Raw genomic sequence first — 19,744 nt, 5'->3', positions numbered from 1 at the left:
ATGCAACCCGGAGAATCCCATTTTACCCCCTATTCGGCTTTTGCGCGTACACGCAGGACGAGGATGACCCCAAGCCTTCGCGACATGGTGCGCGAAACCATTCTCACGCCCAAGGATTTTATTTATCCGATGTTCGTAGTACATGGTACGGGTGTTCGTAACCCTATCAAATCAATGCCCGGGATTTTTCAGCTTTCCGTGGATGAGATAGTGAAGGAAGCAAAGGTCGCCTGGAAGCTCGGTGTGCCTGCGGTCATTCTCTTTGGTATCCCGGCGCATAAGGATGAAATCGGTTCCGAGGCGTGGGATCCCCACGGGTCCGTCCAAAAAGCCGTCCGGGCGATTAAAAAGGCGATCAAAGAAATGGTCGTGATCACCGATGTCTGTATGTGCGAATATACCTCCCATGGCCATTGCGGAATCGTTCGGGGAGATGAAATCGTGAATGATGCCACCCTCGAACTTCTGGCAAAGGAAGCGCTTTCCCACGCCGAGGCCGGCGCGGACATGGTGGCGCCTTCGGATATGATGGATGGTCGTGTGGCCGCTATACGCGACATTCTCGACGACAATGGTTATGCCAACCTGCCGATAATGTCCTATGCCGCTAAATTCGCGTCCGGATACTACGGGCCGTTCCGCGATGCGGCCGAATCCACACCGAAATTCGGTGATCGGCGATCCCATCAAATGGACCCGGCCAACGCGAATGAGGCGTTGCGCGAGGTTGCCATCGATATCGAAGAAGGCGCGGATATCGTCATGGTCAAACCGGCCGGTCCCTATCTGGATATCCTTCGTCGCGTGAAGGATGAATTCGGCATGCCGACAGCCGCGTATCAGGTGAGCGGAGAGTTTTCCATGATTAAGGCCGCAGCGGCGAACGACTGGATCGATCATGATCGCGTCATGATGGAGTCTCTCCTGGGCATTAAACGTGCCGGCGCGGACATGATCCTGACCTATTTTGCCATCGAGGCCTCACGCCTTCTGAAATAAACAAGCGCGGCGTATCCACAGCGCGAAATCATACTCCACCGCTTGAAGACACGCGCGGGATAATCGTAGTACACAGGAACACCGTCACCACGAGAAACAGAGCCATGTCACAAGATTCTCCAGTCCTCGCTCCGGAAGAAGTACGTGTTCTGGGATGCCTGATAGAAAAAAGCCAGGCAACTCCGGAATACTATCCTATGACGCTCAATGCGCTGGTCGCGGCATGCAATCAGAAAACCAGCCGCGACCCTGTTGTCGAATACGACGACGATATCGTTGAAGACGCCCTGACGGAACTCCGGGGAAAAGGCCTGGTCGCCTTCGCCTCCGGAACGGGCCGAGTGCTCAAATACATGCACCGGGCCGGACAAAACGGTCTTGGCCTCTCACCCGCGCAGGCTGCGGTCATGAGCCTGATCATGTTGCGCGGACCGCAGACGGCCGGAGAGATCAAAGCGCGTGCGGGCAGGCAATTCAATTTTCCCGACGTCGAACTCGCGCAGAGCACCATTGACAGTCTTGTAAATAAGGAGCAACCCTTCCTGCAAGAAGCTCCCCGTCTGTCCGGACAGAAGGAAACGCGCTACCGCCACTGTTTCCAGAAATACGATGACACGGTCATCACAAACGGTGCGACGCTCGATGGTAGCACGTCCCTCCGTGTCGAAGTCGAAACTCTGAAAGAGACGGTGCGACTCCTGCAAAAGGAGATGAATCAGTTGCGCAATCTCGTGACGTCTCTTCAGGGCGAGTTGTTGGCGATTACCGAAGATTTGTACCCGGACGGAGTGAAACGATAAACGTTACACGAAACGCCTGCGCAGAATGTGATCCGAGATCTTTTTTCTGGCACGTCTCCAGCTCCTATTTCCCGACCAACTCTCAGATTATCATACTCGTTTAACTTTTAACGTTTAACGTTTAACTTCCTGCCGCTATGACACGAAACCGTTCCATCGAACTCTTCAATGAAGCCCGAAACCTTCTCCCCGGTGGAGTGAACTCGCCGGTGCGCGCGTTCCGCGCCGTGGGTGGACAACCGGTATTTTTTGCATCCGCGTCCGGCTCGAAACTGGTCGATGTCGATGGCAACGAGTACATCGATTACGTCGGAAGCTGGGGACCGTTCATTCTCGGTCACTCCCACCCGCGGGTTGTCGAAGCGCTGCACCGGCAGCTCGATATCGCCACCAGTTTCGGCGCACCAACGGAGCTGGAAAATAACCTGGCCACGAAAATCATCGAAATGGTGCCGTCCATCGAAATGGTGCGTATGGTGAATTCCGGTACCGAGGCCACGCTGTCCGCCATACGCCTCGCCCGCGCATTCACCAGCCGCTCGAAGATTTTGAAGTTCGAGGGCTGCTATCACGGTCACGGCGATTCCTTCCTTATCAAGGCCGGTTCCGGGGTCGCCACGCTGGGCCTTCCGGATTCCCCCGGCGTCACCCCGGCTACTGCCGCGGATACGCTCACCGCGCGGTACAATGATCTCGAATCCGTCGAAGCGCTGGTCAAGGCCTGGCCGGATCAGATCGCGTGCGTTATTCTCGAACCGGTGGTGGGCAACATGGGCTGTGTTCCCCCGATGGACGGATTTCTCGAAGGTATTCGCGATCTGTGTACGCGCGAGGGGATACTGCTGATTTTCGACGAAGTGATGACGGGCTTTCGTGTCGCACCGGGAGGAGCGCAGGAGCTCTACGACGTAACGCCCGACCTTACGACGCTCGGTAAAATCATCGGCGGCGGACTCCCGGTCGGCGCCTACGGTGGCCGGCGAGATATCATGGAAACCGTCGCTCCGGCGGGACCGATGTATCAGGCCGGAACACTGTCGGGAAATCCACTCGCGATGACCGCAGGGCTCGAAACCCTTCGCGTACTGACCGAGGATCCCGCGTTCTATGCCAGACTCGACGAGAACGCCGAAGCACTCTGCACAGGGATGCAGGATATTCTCGACGAGTTCGGTCTCCCCTTCGTGACCAACCGTGTGGGATCGATGTTCACGCTGTTCTTTACGGATAGACCTGTCCGCAACTGGGAGGACGCAAAAAGCTGCGACACCGCAAAATTCGGGACGTACTTCTCCAATATGCTCGACCGGGGAATCTATCTCGCACCCTCGCAGTTCGAAGCCGCCTTCATGTCCGTCATGCACAGCAGCGACGATCGCGAGCGCACACTGGAAGCGGCAAGGGAAAGTTTGAAGCTGCTCTGATTTACGAGGTACGATTGACGATTTGTGGATTGACGATAACCGTCACCCTGAATCAGCTAACCATCGCTGCGCGACGGTTTATATCGAGTGTGACAAATTCTTGGAGCAAAATAAACAGGTAACGTCAGCCTGAGCGGAGCGCTGCGCTCTGTCCTGAGATGGAAGCAAAAACGTTGGTCAGCGCGAAGTCGAAGGCCCATCGCTCGTCCTCCACGGTGTTCACAAACCCCGTCCTCAACATGTCATGAGCAGCGCAACGACCGCGGTACAACGTGAGTTCTAGGTTTAGCAATGCCGCCCGTTCCATGTAGGGACGTTGCACGCAATGTCTCTACATGGAACGGGATCGGTCGGAAAGGCATTGAGCTGCCGAAGGACATTCGTCGCCCAAATCCGGAATTCGGTACCTCGGCGGGATTTGACCCGATAGCCTACCGAAATAATGACGTCCAAGTTGTAAAAACGAATTTTTCGTGTGACTCTTCGCTGTCCTTCCTTCTGAACTACCGAGGATTCCTCGGTAGTTGCGGACTCCAACAATTCACCCTCCGCATAGATGTTGCGTACGTGTAAACCGATTGTATCGGAATCCTTTGCGAATAAATCTGCCATTTGCTTCTGGGAAAGTCAAACGGTGTCATTTTCTAACTGTACGTCCAACGCGATCTCCCCGTCCTTGCTCTTGTACAGAACAATACTTTCCGCGCTTTTCATTGTACCATCTCTCTTATAATCATGGGGTTACGTGTTGTCACGGAAGAATCATCAGCACAACCGAGCGGACCTCGCGGCTGGTCGAAGCTCTGAGTACATAGCTCCCGGCAGACAAACCGAGTGCGCGGGCGGAAATATTCATCGACAGGCTTCCCGCAGAAACGCGTCCGTCGTGCAGCAGCGTTATTCTGCTTCCGAGCAGTGAATACAGCTCGACGCGAACATGCTCGTCGGAGCCGGCGCGAAGCTGCACTGTCGTGAGGTCGCGTGCGGGATTCGGTGCAGCAAGAATTGTCAGCGATTCGGGAGGGGACGCCGCATCGATGCCGGTGGACTGAGGCTTGAGGAACCAGGGAACTGATGTCTCGTCCGTGCTGAAAAAACGGAGCAGCAAATCCGCTACCTTGCGCCGACCCGCATCGGATGGGTGCGTACCGTCCGACGCGACGTCAACCGGCAGCCATACCAGTCCGTCCTGCCTCGGTTCCGGACCGCTGGCCCAGAGATAGGGACCCCACGACAGCCAGGGCGCGCGGCGGGTTGTGGACTCGAAGCTCAGCGCGGTGTCGCCATCGATCTGCCGTTCGATCAGCCATTTGACGGTAAAACCGGACTCGTATGCATACGGCTCCGGATTGAGCTGCGTCGTTGCATACCCTCCGTAGGTGCGGCTCGAGAGATAGCAGAGCTTGATGTTCGGGAATTTGATCGGGAGCAAACGAAGGACGGCTTGAATGTCGGCCTGCAGCTTTTCGGCATGTATGGGAAAAGCTTCAGAGGGTGCGATATTCGCCTGCTTCAGCCAGACTACCTGTACCTGGGCGGGTTTCACGCGATGCGAGTACAAGCGCTCACGTTCCAGCACTGACCAGAACTGCGCGTCGGGATCGCGGATGATGGATGCCGTCTGGCCCGCCTGTGCTCCGTTGACCACTTCGACCTTGGGATTCCGGAGCTGGAAGGTATCTGCCGTGGCTTCGAACACGGAAAACTCCTGCCCCGTGTTGGACATGCCCACCGACAGCAGCACGATTTTTCCGTTTGCGGGATCGGGCAGGCCAAGCGTATCGAGCGGCGTGATGGAATTTGCGAGCGCAAGTCCCGCCGCATTGTGCGCCGCGGGACGCTGGTTGAGCGCTCCAGGATACAGTCCCCCGGCGAAGCCCTTGTACAAACTTGCGCCCATTTCCGTGAGCGGAAGCGCCGAGAAGAGCTGGCCATCCTCGATACGGAAGGAGCGCAGCACGCTCGGAGCGCTCCAGCCCATGTCGCTGCGGGCTCCGACACGCCAGTACAGCGTTCGTCCCCGTGGCAGGGCGGACAAGGTGACAGTCGTATCCGCCAGTGTCGTGTCGGAATGCAGCATCCCGGTAAATCCGGCGTCGGTTGCGACATCGATGCGGTAGCGAGACACCGTCGGAATGGATCGGCGCCAGGTGAACTGCACCACGCTGTCCGCGAGCATGGCGTTGTTTGCCGGAGCGAGCAGCACCGGCGCGGGCGGAATGCGGTTGGTGTCGGTGCTCCCGCCCCCTTGCCAGCCGGCGATGCGCGCCATCAGCACCCAGAAGGCTTTCGCTACGCGAATCCCTCCGGCCGAGATCGAGCCGAGATGCCCGCCCTCGGTCTCCGTCGTGTATTGCGGACAGATTGCGGGAATGTTCAGACCGTCATCCGGATTATTCTCGGTGAGATACTGTACGCCGTCGCGGTTGTCGTAGCAGGGGTTGCCGGACGGATCGTGCGAGAGAATATCCGCCACGTCGAAGAGCACCAGATCGTGCGTGCGCGCGTACTGCCGCATCGCGTCGTTGAACGTCTGCGACTCCGGACTACCGATGCCGCGGGCGAGCGACGTGGTCCACCAGATGATGGTCTTCTCCGGATGTCTCGCGGCGAAGTCCTTGTAGCTGGTTGCGGTACCTCTGTCCGTTCGCGAGCCGAAGAATCCATCGACCGGATGAATCAGATTGGTGCCCGGCATCACGGCGAGATAGCTGAACTGGAATCCGACGACGTCGAAGGAATCAATGCGTGGTTCCACGAAATTCACGAAGCAGTTCGCATCTTCGCTGCATCCCGATGGCCAGAATTCGTATCGCCAACGGCTGCGGTTCCAGGTGCCATTCCAGTACACCTCTGATGGATCCACAGCGTAGGCAGAATCGCGATGCTGATAGCGCTTGCAGAAATTCGGTGCCGAAGCGTGCGGGAAGGACAGACAGCTCAGCGCATCGTGAATGTTTCCGCCCACGGAACGGTCCATGAACAGCATACGGAGATTTTCGGCGGCGGCTTTGTATTGCGGCGGTATGGAATCGAAGAGCGCGACGGAGGTATGATCGACGATGATCGGCTGAGCAGCGACTTGCATAATCCACAGACACAGTATGATCAGGGAGTAACGAATGAAGCGCATGGAACATCTCCTTCTATCGGGCGCCGGAATGCGGAATCGCTATTATGACAAACGCACAGCGAAATGTATGAAACAGGAATGACAAGATCACGGTGCGAAGAGTTACCGCTACACGATTCGTCGTCGATTTGGGTAAAAGAGCAAACACGAAAGATGGTTCGCGTCTTCGCAGGAGTGTATCCACATCGCTCCTGCCTCGTTACGGACGTATCTGTCTGCGGTCGCATCGTCCGTCGCGGAGCGCAGAAACAAATTCGGTACAAACGAGAACCGCTCCGTAAAATGCTTCCCGGAGCGGTTTCATTTTGATTGGGACTTGTTCTGACCTTTGCGGGACACACCGATCTACAGACCGGTCCGGGTGATTGGAAATCGTCCGCTTCAAATTCCTCTGCATCTCTGCACCGGGCCCTGAGCAACGTCGAAGGGTTACGTTCCTGCGTTACATTCCCTCCCGTCTGATCCTTCGTCGCGACCTCCGCACTTGGCGATTATCACAAACGAGGACTCGCACCATCACTGACGCGTCAGATTGCACGGATAGGATTTTATCGCACATTGTTGATGCATTTCTTCCGTGAATAATCCGGGAGAAACATCCCGTGCAGCAGGTAAAGGAGATCCGCAATGATCGCACGATCGCATTTCATTCTCTACGTAGACAATCAGACTGTCAGCTCCGATTTTTACAGAGCTGTGCTCGCGGTGGAGCCGGTGCTCGAGGTACCGGGCATGACCGAATTTTGTTTGGGAAAAGATGTAATTCTGGGATTGATGCCGGTGGCGGGTATTAGGCGTCTGCTCGGCGATGCGCTGCCCGATCCCGACGCTGCGGCGGGTGTTCCCCGAGCCGAGCTGTACCTGCTGGTCGATGATGCATGGGATTGTCTGCACCGTGCACTCGATGCCGGAGCGCGCCTGCTCAGTCCCATGAAACGACGCGACTGGGGACATGTCGTCGGTTACGTGCTCGATCCCGACGGACATGTGCTGGCTTTCGCCGTGGAAAACGTGGAATCCGGACCTGGATCACGATGAGAAATGCATGGAGAAAACGCGGACAGACAAGTGTACGCACAGGCGGATGTACGGACAAACATACTCTGAACCGGGAGCGGACGGTCTACGCCGTTTTCTCCGGGGCTTTCTTCGTCAACAGCCAGATACCGAAAATCACAAGGGGAATACTCAACACCTGTCCCATGGTGATGGGCAGGGAAGGATCGAGTGTGGATTGACCCGTCTTGAAAAACTCGAGGAAAAATCGCGCGGAAAACAGCATGGTCAGCATGGCGCCGGTTAACTGGCCGCTTCTCGTTCCCACGCCGCGACGATACAAAAGCAGCATCACGGAAAAAATGGACGTGTATGCGAGCGCCTCATAGAGCTGCACCGGATGGCGTGGTATGCTGTCTATGCGCTCGAACACCACAGCCCAGGGTACCTCGGTGGGAAGACCCAGAATTTCGGAATTCACGAAATTGCCGAGACGCACAAAAATCGCCGCGAGGGGAATGACAACGCTCACATGATCGGTCACCCAGAAAAAACTCATTTTGGGTGTTTTTCGCACGAAGAGCATCAATGCGATTAAAATCCCCGCGGCAGCGCCATGGCTGGCCAAGCCGCCCTCCCAGATTTTCAGTATTTCCAGCGGATTGGTGAGATAGTACTCCGGGCTGTAAAAGAGGCAGTGCCCCAGTCGTGCTCCCGCCACGACGCCGATGAAGACATATAAAAAAAGTCTGTTCAGAATATCTTCGCCTTTTTTCTCCCTCCGAAAAATCCAGAGCATGACCATAAAACTGGAAAGGAAGGCCAGCGAAAACAACAGTCCGTACCATCGGACGTGTATCGTACCGAGAGAGAATAATTCGGGATCGGGACTCCAGGTGAACATGCGGTCGGCTCAATCGTGTTGCGTGCGTAATTTTTCCGCCTCCGGATTGCCGCTCTTGCCGTCACAGGCACGGTCAATCCCGTTAGGGCGGAGGTTGAAATAACCTCACAGTATAAGAAAAAATTAGACGCGATGATTGACACAGGGCTACATCTCTACATGCATGCGAGGACAGACACGCGAAGACGTATCGATATGCCCTCCAAAAAAGTCATCGCAGCTTTTCGCAGTAGAGAATACCCTGGCGGGCGAGGCGCCGTTGTCCCGAGTCGCGAAGCAGCGCCGTACGCCGGTCCTTTCGACTCCGCTCAGTGACCGGTTTTGTGATGGTCCGGGGCTGAGACCACCGGAAAACACGACGGCACGGGTTGAGCCCGTGCCGTTGTGTTAAAATTGCACCGAATTTAGTTCAGAATATGCAGCGTACGGGTGAACGTCTGTCCGTTGAGTACCACGCGGAGGTGATAGGTGCCGGGAGTGTGCTTGCCCGTCGCGATGCGTACGGAATGCGAGCCGGCGGCAAGCCGCGCGTCCAGTTCTGTCGCTGCCAATCTGCCGAGATTGTCGTACAGCTCCACGCGTGCGGTAGCGACTGCGTCGAGAGTGAAGCCCAGGACGCTGCCATTGGCGCCGGCGGGATTCGGATAAAGGTAATCGATACGGAAATCCGAAGCCCCGGCTGTCCGATCAACGGAAGCCGGCCTGTTCGTCTGGTAACTGCTGCGGTACTTGTACAGGTTGGAGTAACCGGCATACACGTCGGTGATGGAGGAGTTGGAATAAATAGTGGTGGAACTTGCGATAAAATCTCCGGGTACCGCCTGCGCTGTCCAGGTCTGACCCATGTCGCCGGAAACGTACGCCGCCGTTCCCTGAAGCAGCCACATGCGCTTGCCGTAGGGTTCCATTTCCACACCACCCGTGGTGTTGAGCTGAATCGATGTGACGCGGTTCCAGGTTTCGCCGCCGTCGGTGGTGGTCGTAAGCATGTACTCACCGCCCTGCCCATCCTGCGGCGCGTAGCGAGCTGCACCGCGTAACGCATCGGCGAAGGAGATGCCGACGGAATGCTTACTCGGGGTTGCGAAGCTCTGCCAGGTCATGCCGCGATCGGTGGACCTGTAGATCTTGCTGTTGTTGCTGCCGAACCACAGCGTATCGCCTACACTCGCGTAGCTTGTGCTCCAGCCCGCCTCACCGGCCGCCGCCGTCACTGGTGTGGAAAGCGGGGTCCAGGTAAGTCCGCCATCAGCGGTCGTTGCGATACCCCAGATGTTGTTTTTCGGATCGCCCTGGAAAATACCATTGTCCGCATCGAACATGTGAATCCAATTGACGAAGCCGGTGATGGTGCTCACCGATACGCCGCTCCAGCTCGTTCCGCCGCCGGTGGTGCGGAATATCTCGGCTGCGCCACTGCTGGGACCGGTGCCGACCAGAGCAAGCTGACCGTTTACGGGTGCGATGCAATAGACGCCTTTACCCGTAGGGAAGCCGGTGCCGGACGCGTTGGACCAGTTCCCGCCGCTGGTGACGGTGCGTACCGCGAGGTCCTGGTTGGACACATGCGCCACCGCCCAGGCGGTGGTGGCGGATGTCGCCTTGACGTCGGTAAAATACGGCGCGCCGAATCCGAGCGCGGTGTGCCATGCGTCGTCGAGATAGATCTGCGTTCTCGCAGCGACAAAATCCACATAGGACCCGTCGTCAATGCGCACACGCACCGGCAGGTAACCTTCCGAGGTCTGCGGGGTGCTGGAGAGAGCGATTTCAAAGTCGATGGTGCGCGTATCGAAGGTGTTCATGTTGCCGATCGGGAATACCGTGGCTGCGGCGCTGAGAGAGGGATCGTCAATCGAAACGGTTGCCGTGGCATTCTCCGATGTCGGTGCGAGAACGTTTTCCAGTGTGATGAAAACGCGGGCTTTCTGACCGGGATTGGTGAAGCGCGTACCCCCGCCGTCGTACTGCACGGTGGAGCTTTTCAATCGTATTCCCGGAATATCACTGAGGGTCTGATTGAGGGACACCGCGCGAAAGGCATTCAACCGCCCGTAGCGCTTTGAGGCCGGTTGCGCACCGAACATGTCGGAGGTCACGCGGAGCTGCGTCGCCACCTGATCCGGCGTCCAGTCGGGATGCAGCGCCATAACGAGCACGGCGACACCTGCGGCGAGAGGAGAGGAGAAAGACGTTCCCGTTGGATTTGTGTACCCGCCGTTTCTGCGTGTGGTCATGATGCCGTTGCCCGGAACGTAGGTGTGTACGGTCGTGCCGTAGGTGCACCAGGTGGAAGCGGCACCCGACGACTCTACCGAACCGATGTTCAGTACATGATCCAGCGATGACGGCCAATGCGGTACGTAGTCATTATCCAGAGGGTTGTTGCCGGAAGAACTTATTACTAACGTTCCCATGGAATTCGCGTCGTTGATAATGTCCTGAAGCGCCTGGGAAAAGGCGCCCGTGCCGCCCCAACTGCAATTGACGATTTTCGCGCCCATTTGTACGGCGTACAATATGCCGTCGTATCCGGCGGCCACACCCTGAGAATTGTCTGCCGAGGCCTTGATAGCCAGAATCTTGGACTGGAAGCTGCTGCCGGCCACACCGATCGCGTTGTCCGTGCGTGCCGAACTGCAACCCGATGTGTTGGTGCCGTGACCAAGCGTGCCGTCCATGGGATCGTTGTCCGGTTGACGGGTTCCCCCGCTGCCGGCGCCGATGAAATCCCAGCCGTGCCAGTCGTCGGTTTTTCCGTTGCCGTCATCGTCGATACCGTTGTTGCTCAGCTCGCCGTTGACGCCCCATTCACCCGGATTCGTCCAGATGTTCAGAGCGAGATCTTCGTGCCGCCAGTCCACACCGGTATCGACATTGCCGATAACGATGGTGCTGTCGCCGGTGGAGATGTCCCATGCCTCGGCGAGTTTCATCACGCCGATCGCCCATTGCTGTCCAAGTCTCGGATCGTTGGGTGTGCGGTGCAGCGGAAAAATATAATATGGCTCGGCGTATTCAACGGTCGCGTCCAACGAAAGCTCCTTCGCGAGGTCGCGCGGATCGTCGCCGGCTGTGTAATGGATCTTCACCATACGTTCGCTGTGCAGTTCGGGACGTCCCGCCTTTTTCAGCGACGTCTCGTTCATGCGCCCGAAGCTTTCCACTTGTGTGGCGCCGACACGCTGGAGAATGGCATCCACCGAGGATACGCCCACGAAGTTGCCGCCCGAGACGAAGGAAGTCCGCGGCTTGAATTTGATGATGACCAGATTGGGATTGACCTCGAGTGTGCTATGCACCTGCTGAGCGGGAGACGAGGTATGCCTTTTCGGACTGTCTGCAAGGAGTGACGATACAAGTAATACTGACGCCATCAGAAAGGCGCCGGCCGTGGTAGAAAGCTTCATAATTCACCGTGAATGATTCGAGAGAGGGTGAGCAAAAGATCATTACATAATACAAAAAACTTTTTCGATGCAAACGGCAAGAATTTCTCCCTGCGTTCTTGCGTACCGTCATTTTTTTACAGACCACTCGGGAGTGGAGTATCAGGCACCGACAGCACTCTCCGCGTTCTCACTTCACGAGCGGATGCTCCGGCGAAATGGGTTCGGGCAGCAAAAAAGCCGCACCTGAAGCAGATGCGGCTTGTTGAAAAGGAAACGTTCGGCGTCAGCGTAGTAACGTCACCTGCGTTGTCGCTGCTGCAGTTGGGGTCGAAAGCCGCACGACATAGCTGCCCGCGGCCAATCCATCCGTGGCGATGCGCGCGGAATGGGTGCCGGTCCCGATCGTCGCGCTCACAGCGGTGCGGAGGAGCCGTCCGCTCATGTCGTACAATGCCAAGGTCACGGCCTGCGACTGCGGCGTGCTGAAGCGCACGGTGATACCCGCTGCAACCGAGGCGGGATTGGGATACACATTGTCTATCGTCAAGCCGATGGGCACGGCGGGCGCGTTGCCGGCGGAGGAAACGGCTTCGAACGGCGCTTCGAAGCGGTAAATCTGTATGCCGGCGGCGAAGGCCACGGTCAGGAAACCGTCGGTGTGCATGTCGGCATCGCTGACGAAATCCATTCCGGGCGGCGCGGGAAACACACCCCAGGTATTTCCGACATCGGTGGAGACGTAGGCATTGTTGTCCTTGAGATACCAGAGGCGTTTGCCGCCGCGTTCGAAGAAGACGGAACCGAAGCCGCCGGAAATGCTGCTGAGTATCGTCCAGGTGGCCCCGCCGTCATTGGTGACCGCAAGGGTATCGGTGCCGGTGTCGTTGTTTCTGCCGAAGCGGGCGATACCGACGTTCGCATCACGGAAGGAGATATCCAGCGCATGCCTGCTCGGTGTGGCGTAGGACGTCCACGTTTCACCGCGGTCGGTGGATTTGTAAATACGGCTGTTGTTGGTGCCGAACCAGACATTGTCGCCCACTACATCGTAACTGTTGTTCCAGCCGGCCTCATTCGCGGGGGCGCTCAGCGGCGTGGCGATCGGCGCCCAGGTCTGTCCGCCATTTGTCGTTTTTCCAATGCCCCAGACATTATTTTTGGGATCGCCCTGGAAAATGCCGTTGTTCGCATCGTACATGTGAATCCAGTTGACGAATGGGGTCATGGACGAGACACTTGTCCCGGTCCAGTTGGCGCCACCGTCAGTGGTGCGATAGATTTCCGCATTGCCGTCGGCAGGTCCGGTTCCGACCAGAGCATGGTCTCCGTCAATGCCGTCAATGCAGTACACGCCTTTGGGACTGGGGAAACCGGTCCCGAAAGCGAACAACCAGCTGTCACCGCCGTCGGTGCTGCGCAGGGCGATATCCTGTTGCACAACGCCGTTCTGTGAGAGATTGCCGCTGACCCAGGTGGTCCAGCGATCGGGCATGTCTACGGAATTGTACGGATAACGCAGATCCACCGATGTGTGCCAGCCCTCATCGAGGAAGACGATAACGCGAATGACCTCGTAATCCACGTACTCTCCGTCGGTTATGGTGATAACGACGGGGATGTACGCCTCGGAGAAACGATAATCCGCGCTGAGCGTCATCGAGAAATTGACGGTCTTTTTCCCCTTCGTCGCTAGCGCGCCGAGAGTCTGCGTCGGATTTGCTATGGTCGCGCCTCCTCCTTTCACCGCGAAGGACACGGTCGCAGTGGCGCTGGTCGGAGCGAGCGCGTTGGTCAGCTCCACGGAGATTTGACCAGTCTGGCCCCGTTCGCTGAAATAATCGCCGGCGGGTGTAGTGACGGTGAAGGCGCTCGCCCACACACCGGGAATATCGCTCATGCTCTGATTCATGCTCAGGGCTTTCTCGGCGTTGGGACGTCCGTAGTAATCAGGATTGCGCGTGGCGCCGAAAGATTCTGTGGTGACACGGATCTGTTTCATCACCTGATCGGGGGTCCAGTTTGGATGCTGACTGAAGATCAGTGCGGCAAGGCCCGACATCATCGGTCCGGCAAATGAGGTGCCGGTCACCGTCTGATACCCGAAGCTCGCGCGGGCGGCCAGTACATCTTTGCCCGGGGCGAAGACGTGCACACTGGATCCGTACGCCGCCCAATTGGAAGCGGAGTTATCGGGCTCCTGTGAACTGACGCTCAGTACGCCGCGCAGATTGCTCGGGAGAAAGGGATTGACGTCGTTGTCGATCACGCTGTTGCCGGCGCCCGCAACGACGAGCGCACCCTTGGAATAGGCGTAGTCCACTACATCCTGTATCGCCTTGCTGGCAAAGCCGTTCGCTCCCCAACTGCAGTTGATGACTTTGCAGCCCATGTCCGCCGCATAGGTGATACCGGGATAGCCGTTCATACCGCCGGCGCCGGCGTCGTCCTGCACCTTGACGGGCAGTACCTTGGTATGGAAGCCGATACCCGCGATACCCAGACCGTTGTCTGTACGTGCCGCCGCGATGGAAGCGCCGTTGGTGCCGTGACCGTTGAAGTCCATGGGATTGTTGTCGGGATTCGGCTGCTGAATCGTACCGTTGCCGACGAAGTCCCAGCCGCGCCAGTCGTCTGTGTAGCCGTTGCCGTCATCATCTATGCCGTTGTTGCTCAGTTCGCCGTTCGTACCCCACTCGCCGGGATTGATCCAGATGGATTGTGCGAGGTCCTCATGCGTGTAGTTCACACCGGAATCCACATACCCGATGACGATGGTCGAATCGCCTTTTGTTATATCCCACGCCTCGGCCATTTTCATGGCGGTCACGGCCCATTGCTGAGCGAGGCGGGGATCGTTGGGAGTGTACAGCGGCCGGAAATTGATCATGGGTTCGGCGTATTCCACCGCGGGATCCGCCGCGATTTCCTTCGCCAGCGTCATGGGATCCACCGGTGCCATGTAGTGTATAGTGACGATGCGCGCGATGCTGCGTGCTTCCGGAGTGCTCTTTTTCAGAGACGCGGAGGGCACCAGCGCTTCCACGCGCGAAGCCAGCACGCGCTGCAGCACGCGGTCCACGGAGCTGACGCCCGTGGCCACCGCGCCGGAGGAAATGTTCGGTTCATGCCGGAATTTCACGATCAGCATGTTGGGGACGATATCCGGCCTGATTTCCTTCCTCGCGCCGGGTTGGTCGACCGGACCGGCAAAGCTTGCGCCCGCCGTGCTCGCCAGGAAGAGAAGCAGCAGGGACAGTACTCGATACTTCATGGGCATACCTGTGTGAATAATGGGTAGATGCACGATATCCCGAAATATACAGCGGAAAACACTATTTGTTGGTACGGAAGGCGCTGACCATCGAAAACGCTTGTTCCGCTCGCTCCGCGACCCCGCTCTGGAAGTCGAGGTTGCCCAATATCGACTATCGGATTCCATATAGCGGACATGCTACATCCGAATATGATATTTCTGTCCGCTATCGCTTGATATTGCGAAAATGATTGCGTATTATGCCGCGAGCATTCTCGTCTGGATACGGTGGAATTGCCATGAACGGTGAAACAGGCAGGAAGAACGGGGTAGCACGCGGCGCGGGTCGTTGCCGTCACACCGTGCGCGACATTGGCGTTGAGGCATTCCACGGAGAGATCGACAGTTTCAGTCCTTGCAATACATTCGTAAGCGCCGGCCATGGGGGCCGGCGCCGCCGTCACTCATCCAAAGCGAGGTTGCCATGAAACCTGTTCTCTCTCTCTCTCTCTCTCTCTCTTACATTAATGTTGTGCTCTGTCGCAACATCGCAAACCCCTGAATTCCCCGTCGTCGGAGACTGGGCGAACAGGGACGATGGGAGTGAATTCAGCGGGAAAGCTCCCAATGCTGTCCCTTGGACAGAAATTGATCCTTTGGGATTCAACTGGCTCAAGGTGAATCTACACGAAGTGGATGAGACCACGGAAGCCATTCTCGACCATGCCGGCTACAAATACATCGTGGAACGGCAGATGAACCATCTGAATGCACCCTACCGGGAATGCAGAACCTATTATCCGGGATCAAACCGATCCATCAGTTCGATAGCGAGCTTCCTTGGCCGATACGTCCGTGGCTCTTTCGCGTTGCGGCTGCAAGCAGAGAGCGATTTTGATTTTGTGATTCATGATGATAACTATGGTGATGTCACTGCGATTCCCGGTGGAGATGTCACCCCTTTCACCAGATTCGACGAAACGTTGAATGCGATAGTAAGCGAATATGGCAAACACTCCGAAGGTGTGGTGGCCTCTGATCCCACAACAAACGATCATTTGCCGAGCCCACTGCGGGATCTGAGGCTACAGGATATAACATGGGTGTCAATCAGAGTCAAGCTTGCCCAGGTGCCATCGTCAAGTGTATCGGTGTACACCGTGCGCTTTCGATACGAAATCGATGGATTCTGGTTCAATGCGGGGAGTGTGACGTTTGAGTATCCGGGTACTTCCCCCGGCGCATTCCTGCCGACGACCGATTGGCAAATAGTGACAATGCCGATCAGCATGACAAACTCCAGCTACAACAACGACAAAGATATCGAAGTCATCTGGGAAGGAGACGTCGGCGCGGCGATCGATTGGGTGCAGGTGTCCAACAAATGTTCCAAGGAGGTATTGTTCGATGCCGCAATGGAAACCCAGATCAGATCGTCAATCGCCTGGTATAATGGCCTGGGTGACAGGAGGAATAACATCGGCAAACTGTTCACCAATGACGAAACATCGTATCCGGAGTTTTACAATCTTGGGTTCGTCAATGGTCTCATTGCCGATGAACTCGCTTCCGCCGCCACCGGGTTCTCATTCTACATCGACCTCACTACCGACCGGAGATACCGCTGGGGTTACCACAAACTCGCCGGGATAAAGGAAATGTCGGTCACCGGATGGGCTTTCCACTGGGATCCGGATATATTACATCCTGTTTTTGACGATGGTCCGCAAACGTGGCATGCACAGGCTGGGATTCAAGCAGCCGCCGCGAATTACAGGCCTCTCGCCACAACGGTGCGCGATGGGCTAGCGGGCAAAGAATTTTGGCCGGTGATTCAAACACACGGGCAGCCTGCCAGTGCTGCTGTACAAACCCGATTTCCACGACACGAGGAGATCAAGGCAAATACTGGTATTGCCTTATCATACGGAGCCAAGGCCATCGTCGCGCATATCGTGCTTGGTGATGAGGATTACACAGGCCTTATAGGCGATCAGTATGCACCCTGGACCTGGCGAGACAGGACGAGGGACTCACTTAGAATAAGCATCGTCCCACGGCTCAGAGGCGTCTTGGGTGATCATTTCCTGAATCTTACCTGGGAGGACACTTGGGAGGGAGGATATTTCGATCTCGATGAGCAAATCATCCTCCAGCACAATCGAAATGCGAAATGTGCAGCGGTAAGCGCAAGACCTGAAGCTGGAGTTCCAGATACAACGGTGTATGTACAGCTCGCGAATTTCCATGATGCATCAAATGAAGAGTTCGTATTTGTCGTCAATAAACGTACGATGGAGAACTCGAAGGGTGACCGAATCATCGAGCTGACCTTCGAGAGTGACACATCGCTATTCTTCATGGATGTCGAAAGTCACGAGATCGAGGTGATTCCACCCAATGGGGTCAAGACCTCGCGCTTGCCGGCCGGGGAATTTTGTCTCCTTCGCGCGGCGTCGAACCTCCTCACCGAGGATTTGACGGTTGATAACGTCATGCACATCCGGGCTGGCGCGGGCTTTCACGTGTACTCGACACTGACCATTGGTGCGGGAGCGCATGTGTACGTCGAGAACGGAGCGAAACTGTACCTGCGCGACGAAGGGGCTCTCGTACTCGACGGCGGGACGATTGTCTTTGAGGGAACGGGTGAGCTGCTGATGGAAAGTTCGGATGGACTGCGCGGCAGCGGGACGATAATCACCCCCAATATCCATGTTGCCGGCGACCTGGTCATTGCCTCCGGATCGGACGTTACGCTGGAAGGCTGCGGCACCTTCGGATTCAACTATCTGCAAACCGGTGTCAGTCACTCCATTCTCGTTCAGGGTGCGCTCAGGCTCCGCGGCTCGGGCTGCGCATTTTCATTTGATCAGTTGCTCGACGACATACTCGTAGCAGGCAGCGGGGTGTTTGATGCACGGGGCGCAATCACTTTGAACGCGCTGCCACACATCAATGTAACGGATAATGCATCGTTCATTGTTGTTGGAGAAGATGAAGTCGACCGTTGCGTTCTCAAATTCCGTGATCGTATGGAGTTTAACACGCAGTCGCTGCTACGCATGCAGTTCGTGCTTGTCACGGGTCTGAACGCCACCGACGAATGGGAAGGCATACTCGTCGTCGGCGATAATGCGCTGTGCGATTTGAGCTACGTGGATATAGAAAAAGTGTACTGCGACCCGGTGTATCAGGGGTCCGGGGTGCACTTTTACGAGGCGGCGCATTCGCAAAACCGCATTTCCAACTGCAATATTTTGCGACAGAACAAAGCCGACAAAAAGGGCGACGGAATTTTTCTGCAGCCCGGCGCAGGAACATCGTATGTCGATATTCGCTGCAGCACGACGGGCGACGACTGGTGGACGGGCGTCACCACGGTCAGCAGCGAGATCGACATCATCGGACTGGAGGCAAGCGGTAATTTGCGCGGACTCGGAGCGCATCTTGACGGAACCGTTGTGGAAATGCAGCAGTCCGTATTGTACGGAAATGCCTTCGAAGGGGTGTTCGCGGACAACAGCGACATCAGTCTCGGCAAGTATGGTGATGGCCTCAATCTTATTTCGCAAAATGGCGATATACAGATCGATCTCACGCAAGGATCGCGACTGCTTCAAATATCGCCGCAGCATGGCTGCGGCAACGACATCGGACACACGTCCTCCGCCGTTCCGCGCGTACGCACTCACGGCAGCTCCATCGCCCAGGCGGTGAACAACTATTGGCTGACGGGCAATCCCGATCCTGGCATGTTCCCGGAGGTGAATCAGGGGTCCATCGACTGGAATCCGTATCTCGCAACCTCCGCCGTCGCGCAGGCGACGGAGTGGGAATGCAACATCCTGCAGAAGCGTAGCGCGCCCATGCTCACTGGTGCTCCCACACGCGCGACGCTCGCCGACTACGCGCGCGCGGGGCGCATGACGGAAGTGTACTCGTTGCTTGATTCCGCGATAATGAACACCACCACAAGCGCCGCTCGCGCAACACTGCTGCGGGAATTGATGAAGATGGAACTGTTCCATCTGCGCGAATTCCCGGACAGTACGCAGGCCAGCCGCAACCGTTTGCTCCAATACGTACGCAGACAACAGACGAACATTTCCGCACCGTTCGCAGGCGATCTCGTGGCGTTGCAGGCGGTGTACTTTACCTTCGCCGGATACCCGGACTCCGCGGATATGCATTACGATATGCTCGCGCGTTCCTATGGCAACACTGCGGCATACCGCAACAGTCTGCATGCCCGCTTGTGCAATAGCTTCATCAAGCTCGACTCCGCCGCCATCGACGAGACCATTATCGCCATGAACGCGGCGGGGCTGGACTCATCGTCTCTGCGACTTGCGCGCACGGAGCGACGGGCATACCACCGCTGCAGGAAATCGGGCATCATGCCAAAACGGCGGGACCACACCGCGGATGTTGCTCTGCCGGGAACGCTGATTCAGATGACGACACATCCCAATCCCGCGAATCCGACGACAGCCGTCAGCATGATGCTTCCCGAAGCGATGCATCTGAAAATCGTTCTATTGACCGTTGACGGCCGTGAATTGCGCACCCTATACGATGGCTACCGCGACAAGGGGCTATTCGTTCTTCCTGTAGACTTATCCGGACTCCAGTCCGGGGTGTACTCCTGTGCGTTACGGGCGGGCGAGTACACAGGCTTCGCGCGAATTTTAACATTGAAGTAACGGTAGCGGAGTACGTGTTACTCCCTTGAGTTGACGCGCTCTACAGTCAACACGGTGGTACTCAGAACTCTCATGATAACGCGTTCCGGCCGGGGAGGACTCACAATCCTTCCCGAGCCGGAAGGTTCCGAAATTAA

General features: G+C 56.8%; 10 protein-coding genes. 5 read left to right on the top strand and 5 right to left on the bottom strand.

The features are described 5' to 3' along the window. The 3 genes from hemB (at position 1) to hemL (ending at position 3,223) form a co-directional block, all read left to right on the top strand. Positions 1-999, top strand: coding sequence for a porphobilinogen synthase (gene hemB / locus M5R41_13435; protein ID MCZ7557397.1), 999 nt, complete (start codon positions 1-3; stop codon positions 997-999). 104 nt (positions 1,000-1,103) lie between these two features. After that, entirely contained in the window at positions 1,104-1,799 is a 696-nt protein-coding gene (locus M5R41_13430) for a DUF480 domain-containing protein (GenBank protein ID MCZ7557396.1), read from the top strand. Positions 1,800-1,936: 137 nt separating this feature from the next. Next, positions 1,937-3,223, top strand: coding sequence for a glutamate-1-semialdehyde 2,1-aminomutase (gene hemL / locus M5R41_13425; GenBank protein MCZ7557395.1), 1,287 nt, complete (start codon positions 1,937-1,939; stop codon positions 3,221-3,223). A gap of 285 nt (positions 3,224-3,508) precedes the next feature. Here hemL and M5R41_13420 read toward each other — a convergent pair whose 3' ends face one another. Together M5R41_13420 and M5R41_13415 are read right to left on the bottom strand one after the other, a co-directional pair. Then, a complete protein-coding gene (locus M5R41_13420) occupies positions 3,509-3,835 on the bottom strand; it encodes a virulence RhuM family protein (protein MCZ7557394.1) in 327 nt (108 codons plus the stop codon). Between the two features lie 139 nt (positions 3,836-3,974). Next, positions 3,975-6,356, bottom strand: coding sequence for a hypothetical protein (locus M5R41_13415; protein ID MCZ7557393.1), 2,382 nt, complete (start codon positions 6,354-6,356; stop codon positions 3,975-3,977). Positions 6,357-6,983: 627 nt separating this feature from the next. On the opposite strand from M5R41_13415, the gene M5R41_13410 reads away from it, so the two are divergent. Beyond that, positions 6,984-7,394 carry a VOC family protein gene (locus M5R41_13410; GenBank protein ID MCZ7557392.1) on the top strand — a complete coding sequence of 137 codons (411 nt, stop codon included), beginning with the start codon at positions 6,984-6,986 and terminating at the stop codon, positions 7,392-7,394. An 85-nt stretch (positions 7,395-7,479) separates the two neighbouring features. On the opposite strand, the gene lgt is transcribed toward M5R41_13410, so the two are convergent. The 3 genes from lgt to M5R41_13395 all read right to left on the bottom strand — a co-directional run bounded on the left by lgt (position 7,480) and on the right by M5R41_13395 (position 14,919). Further along, positions 7,480-8,256, bottom strand: a complete 777-nt coding sequence (gene lgt / locus M5R41_13405; GenBank protein MCZ7557391.1) for a prolipoprotein diacylglyceryl transferase — start codon at positions 8,254-8,256, stop codon at positions 7,480-7,482. A 404-nt stretch (positions 8,257-8,660) separates the two neighbouring features. After that, positions 8,661-11,666: a S8 family serine peptidase gene (locus M5R41_13400; GenBank protein MCZ7557390.1), complete on the bottom strand. Its 3,006-nt coding sequence runs from the start codon at positions 11,664-11,666 to the stop codon at positions 8,661-8,663. 265 nt (positions 11,667-11,931) lie between these two features. Further along, the gene (locus M5R41_13395) at positions 11,932-14,919 is read right to left on the bottom strand and encodes a S8 family serine peptidase (GenBank protein MCZ7557389.1); all 2,988 of its coding nucleotides are present in this window, start codon (positions 14,917-14,919) and stop codon (positions 11,932-11,934) included. A gap of 509 nt (positions 14,920-15,428) precedes the next feature. Here M5R41_13395 and M5R41_13390 point away from each other — a divergent pair. Further along, positions 15,429-19,607, top strand: coding sequence for a hypothetical protein (locus M5R41_13390; protein ID MCZ7557388.1), 4,179 nt, complete (start codon positions 15,429-15,431; stop codon positions 19,605-19,607). The last annotated feature ends 137 nt before the right edge of the window (positions 19,608-19,744 follow it).

Source organism: Bacteroidia bacterium (genome assembly GCA_027493955.1).
In the GTDB taxonomy this organism is placed as follows: domain Bacteria; phylum Bacteroidota; class Ignavibacteria; order SZUA-365; family SZUA-365; genus JAOSJT01.
The sequence above is the reverse complement of the archived record's forward strand: the minus strand, read 5'-3'. Positions and strand labels throughout refer to the sequence as shown.

Coding starts and splice junctions, on each gene's coding strand:
- M5R41_13410 (MCZ7557392.1), top strand. CDS start 6,984: ATGATCGCACGATCGCATTTCATTCTCTACGTAGACAATCAGACTGTC.
- M5R41_13400 (MCZ7557390.1), bottom strand. CDS start 11,666: ATGAAGCTTTCTACCACGGCCGGCGCCTTTCTGATGGCGTCAGTATTA.
- M5R41_13415 (MCZ7557393.1), bottom strand. CDS start 6,356: ATGCGCTTCATTCGTTACTCCCTGATCATACTGTGTCTGTGGATTATG.
- M5R41_13420 (MCZ7557394.1), bottom strand. CDS start 3,835: ATGGCAGATTTATTCGCAAAGGATTCCGATACAATCGGTTTACACGTA.
- M5R41_13395 (MCZ7557389.1), bottom strand. CDS start 14,919: ATGAAGTATCGAGTACTGTCCCTGCTGCTTCTCTTCCTGGCGAGCACG.
- hemL (MCZ7557395.1), top strand. CDS start 1,937: ATGACACGAAACCGTTCCATCGAACTCTTCAATGAAGCCCGAAACCTT.
- M5R41_13430 (MCZ7557396.1), top strand. CDS start 1,104: ATGTCACAAGATTCTCCAGTCCTCGCTCCGGAAGAAGTACGTGTTCTG.
- lgt (MCZ7557391.1), bottom strand. CDS start 8,256: ATGTTCACCTGGAGTCCCGATCCCGAATTATTCTCTCTCGGTACGATA.
- M5R41_13390 (MCZ7557388.1), top strand. CDS start 15,429: ATGTTGTGCTCTGTCGCAACATCGCAAACCCCTGAATTCCCCGTCGTC.
- hemB (MCZ7557397.1), top strand. CDS start 1: ATGCAACCCGGAGAATCCCATTTTACCCCCTATTCGGCTTTTGCGCGT.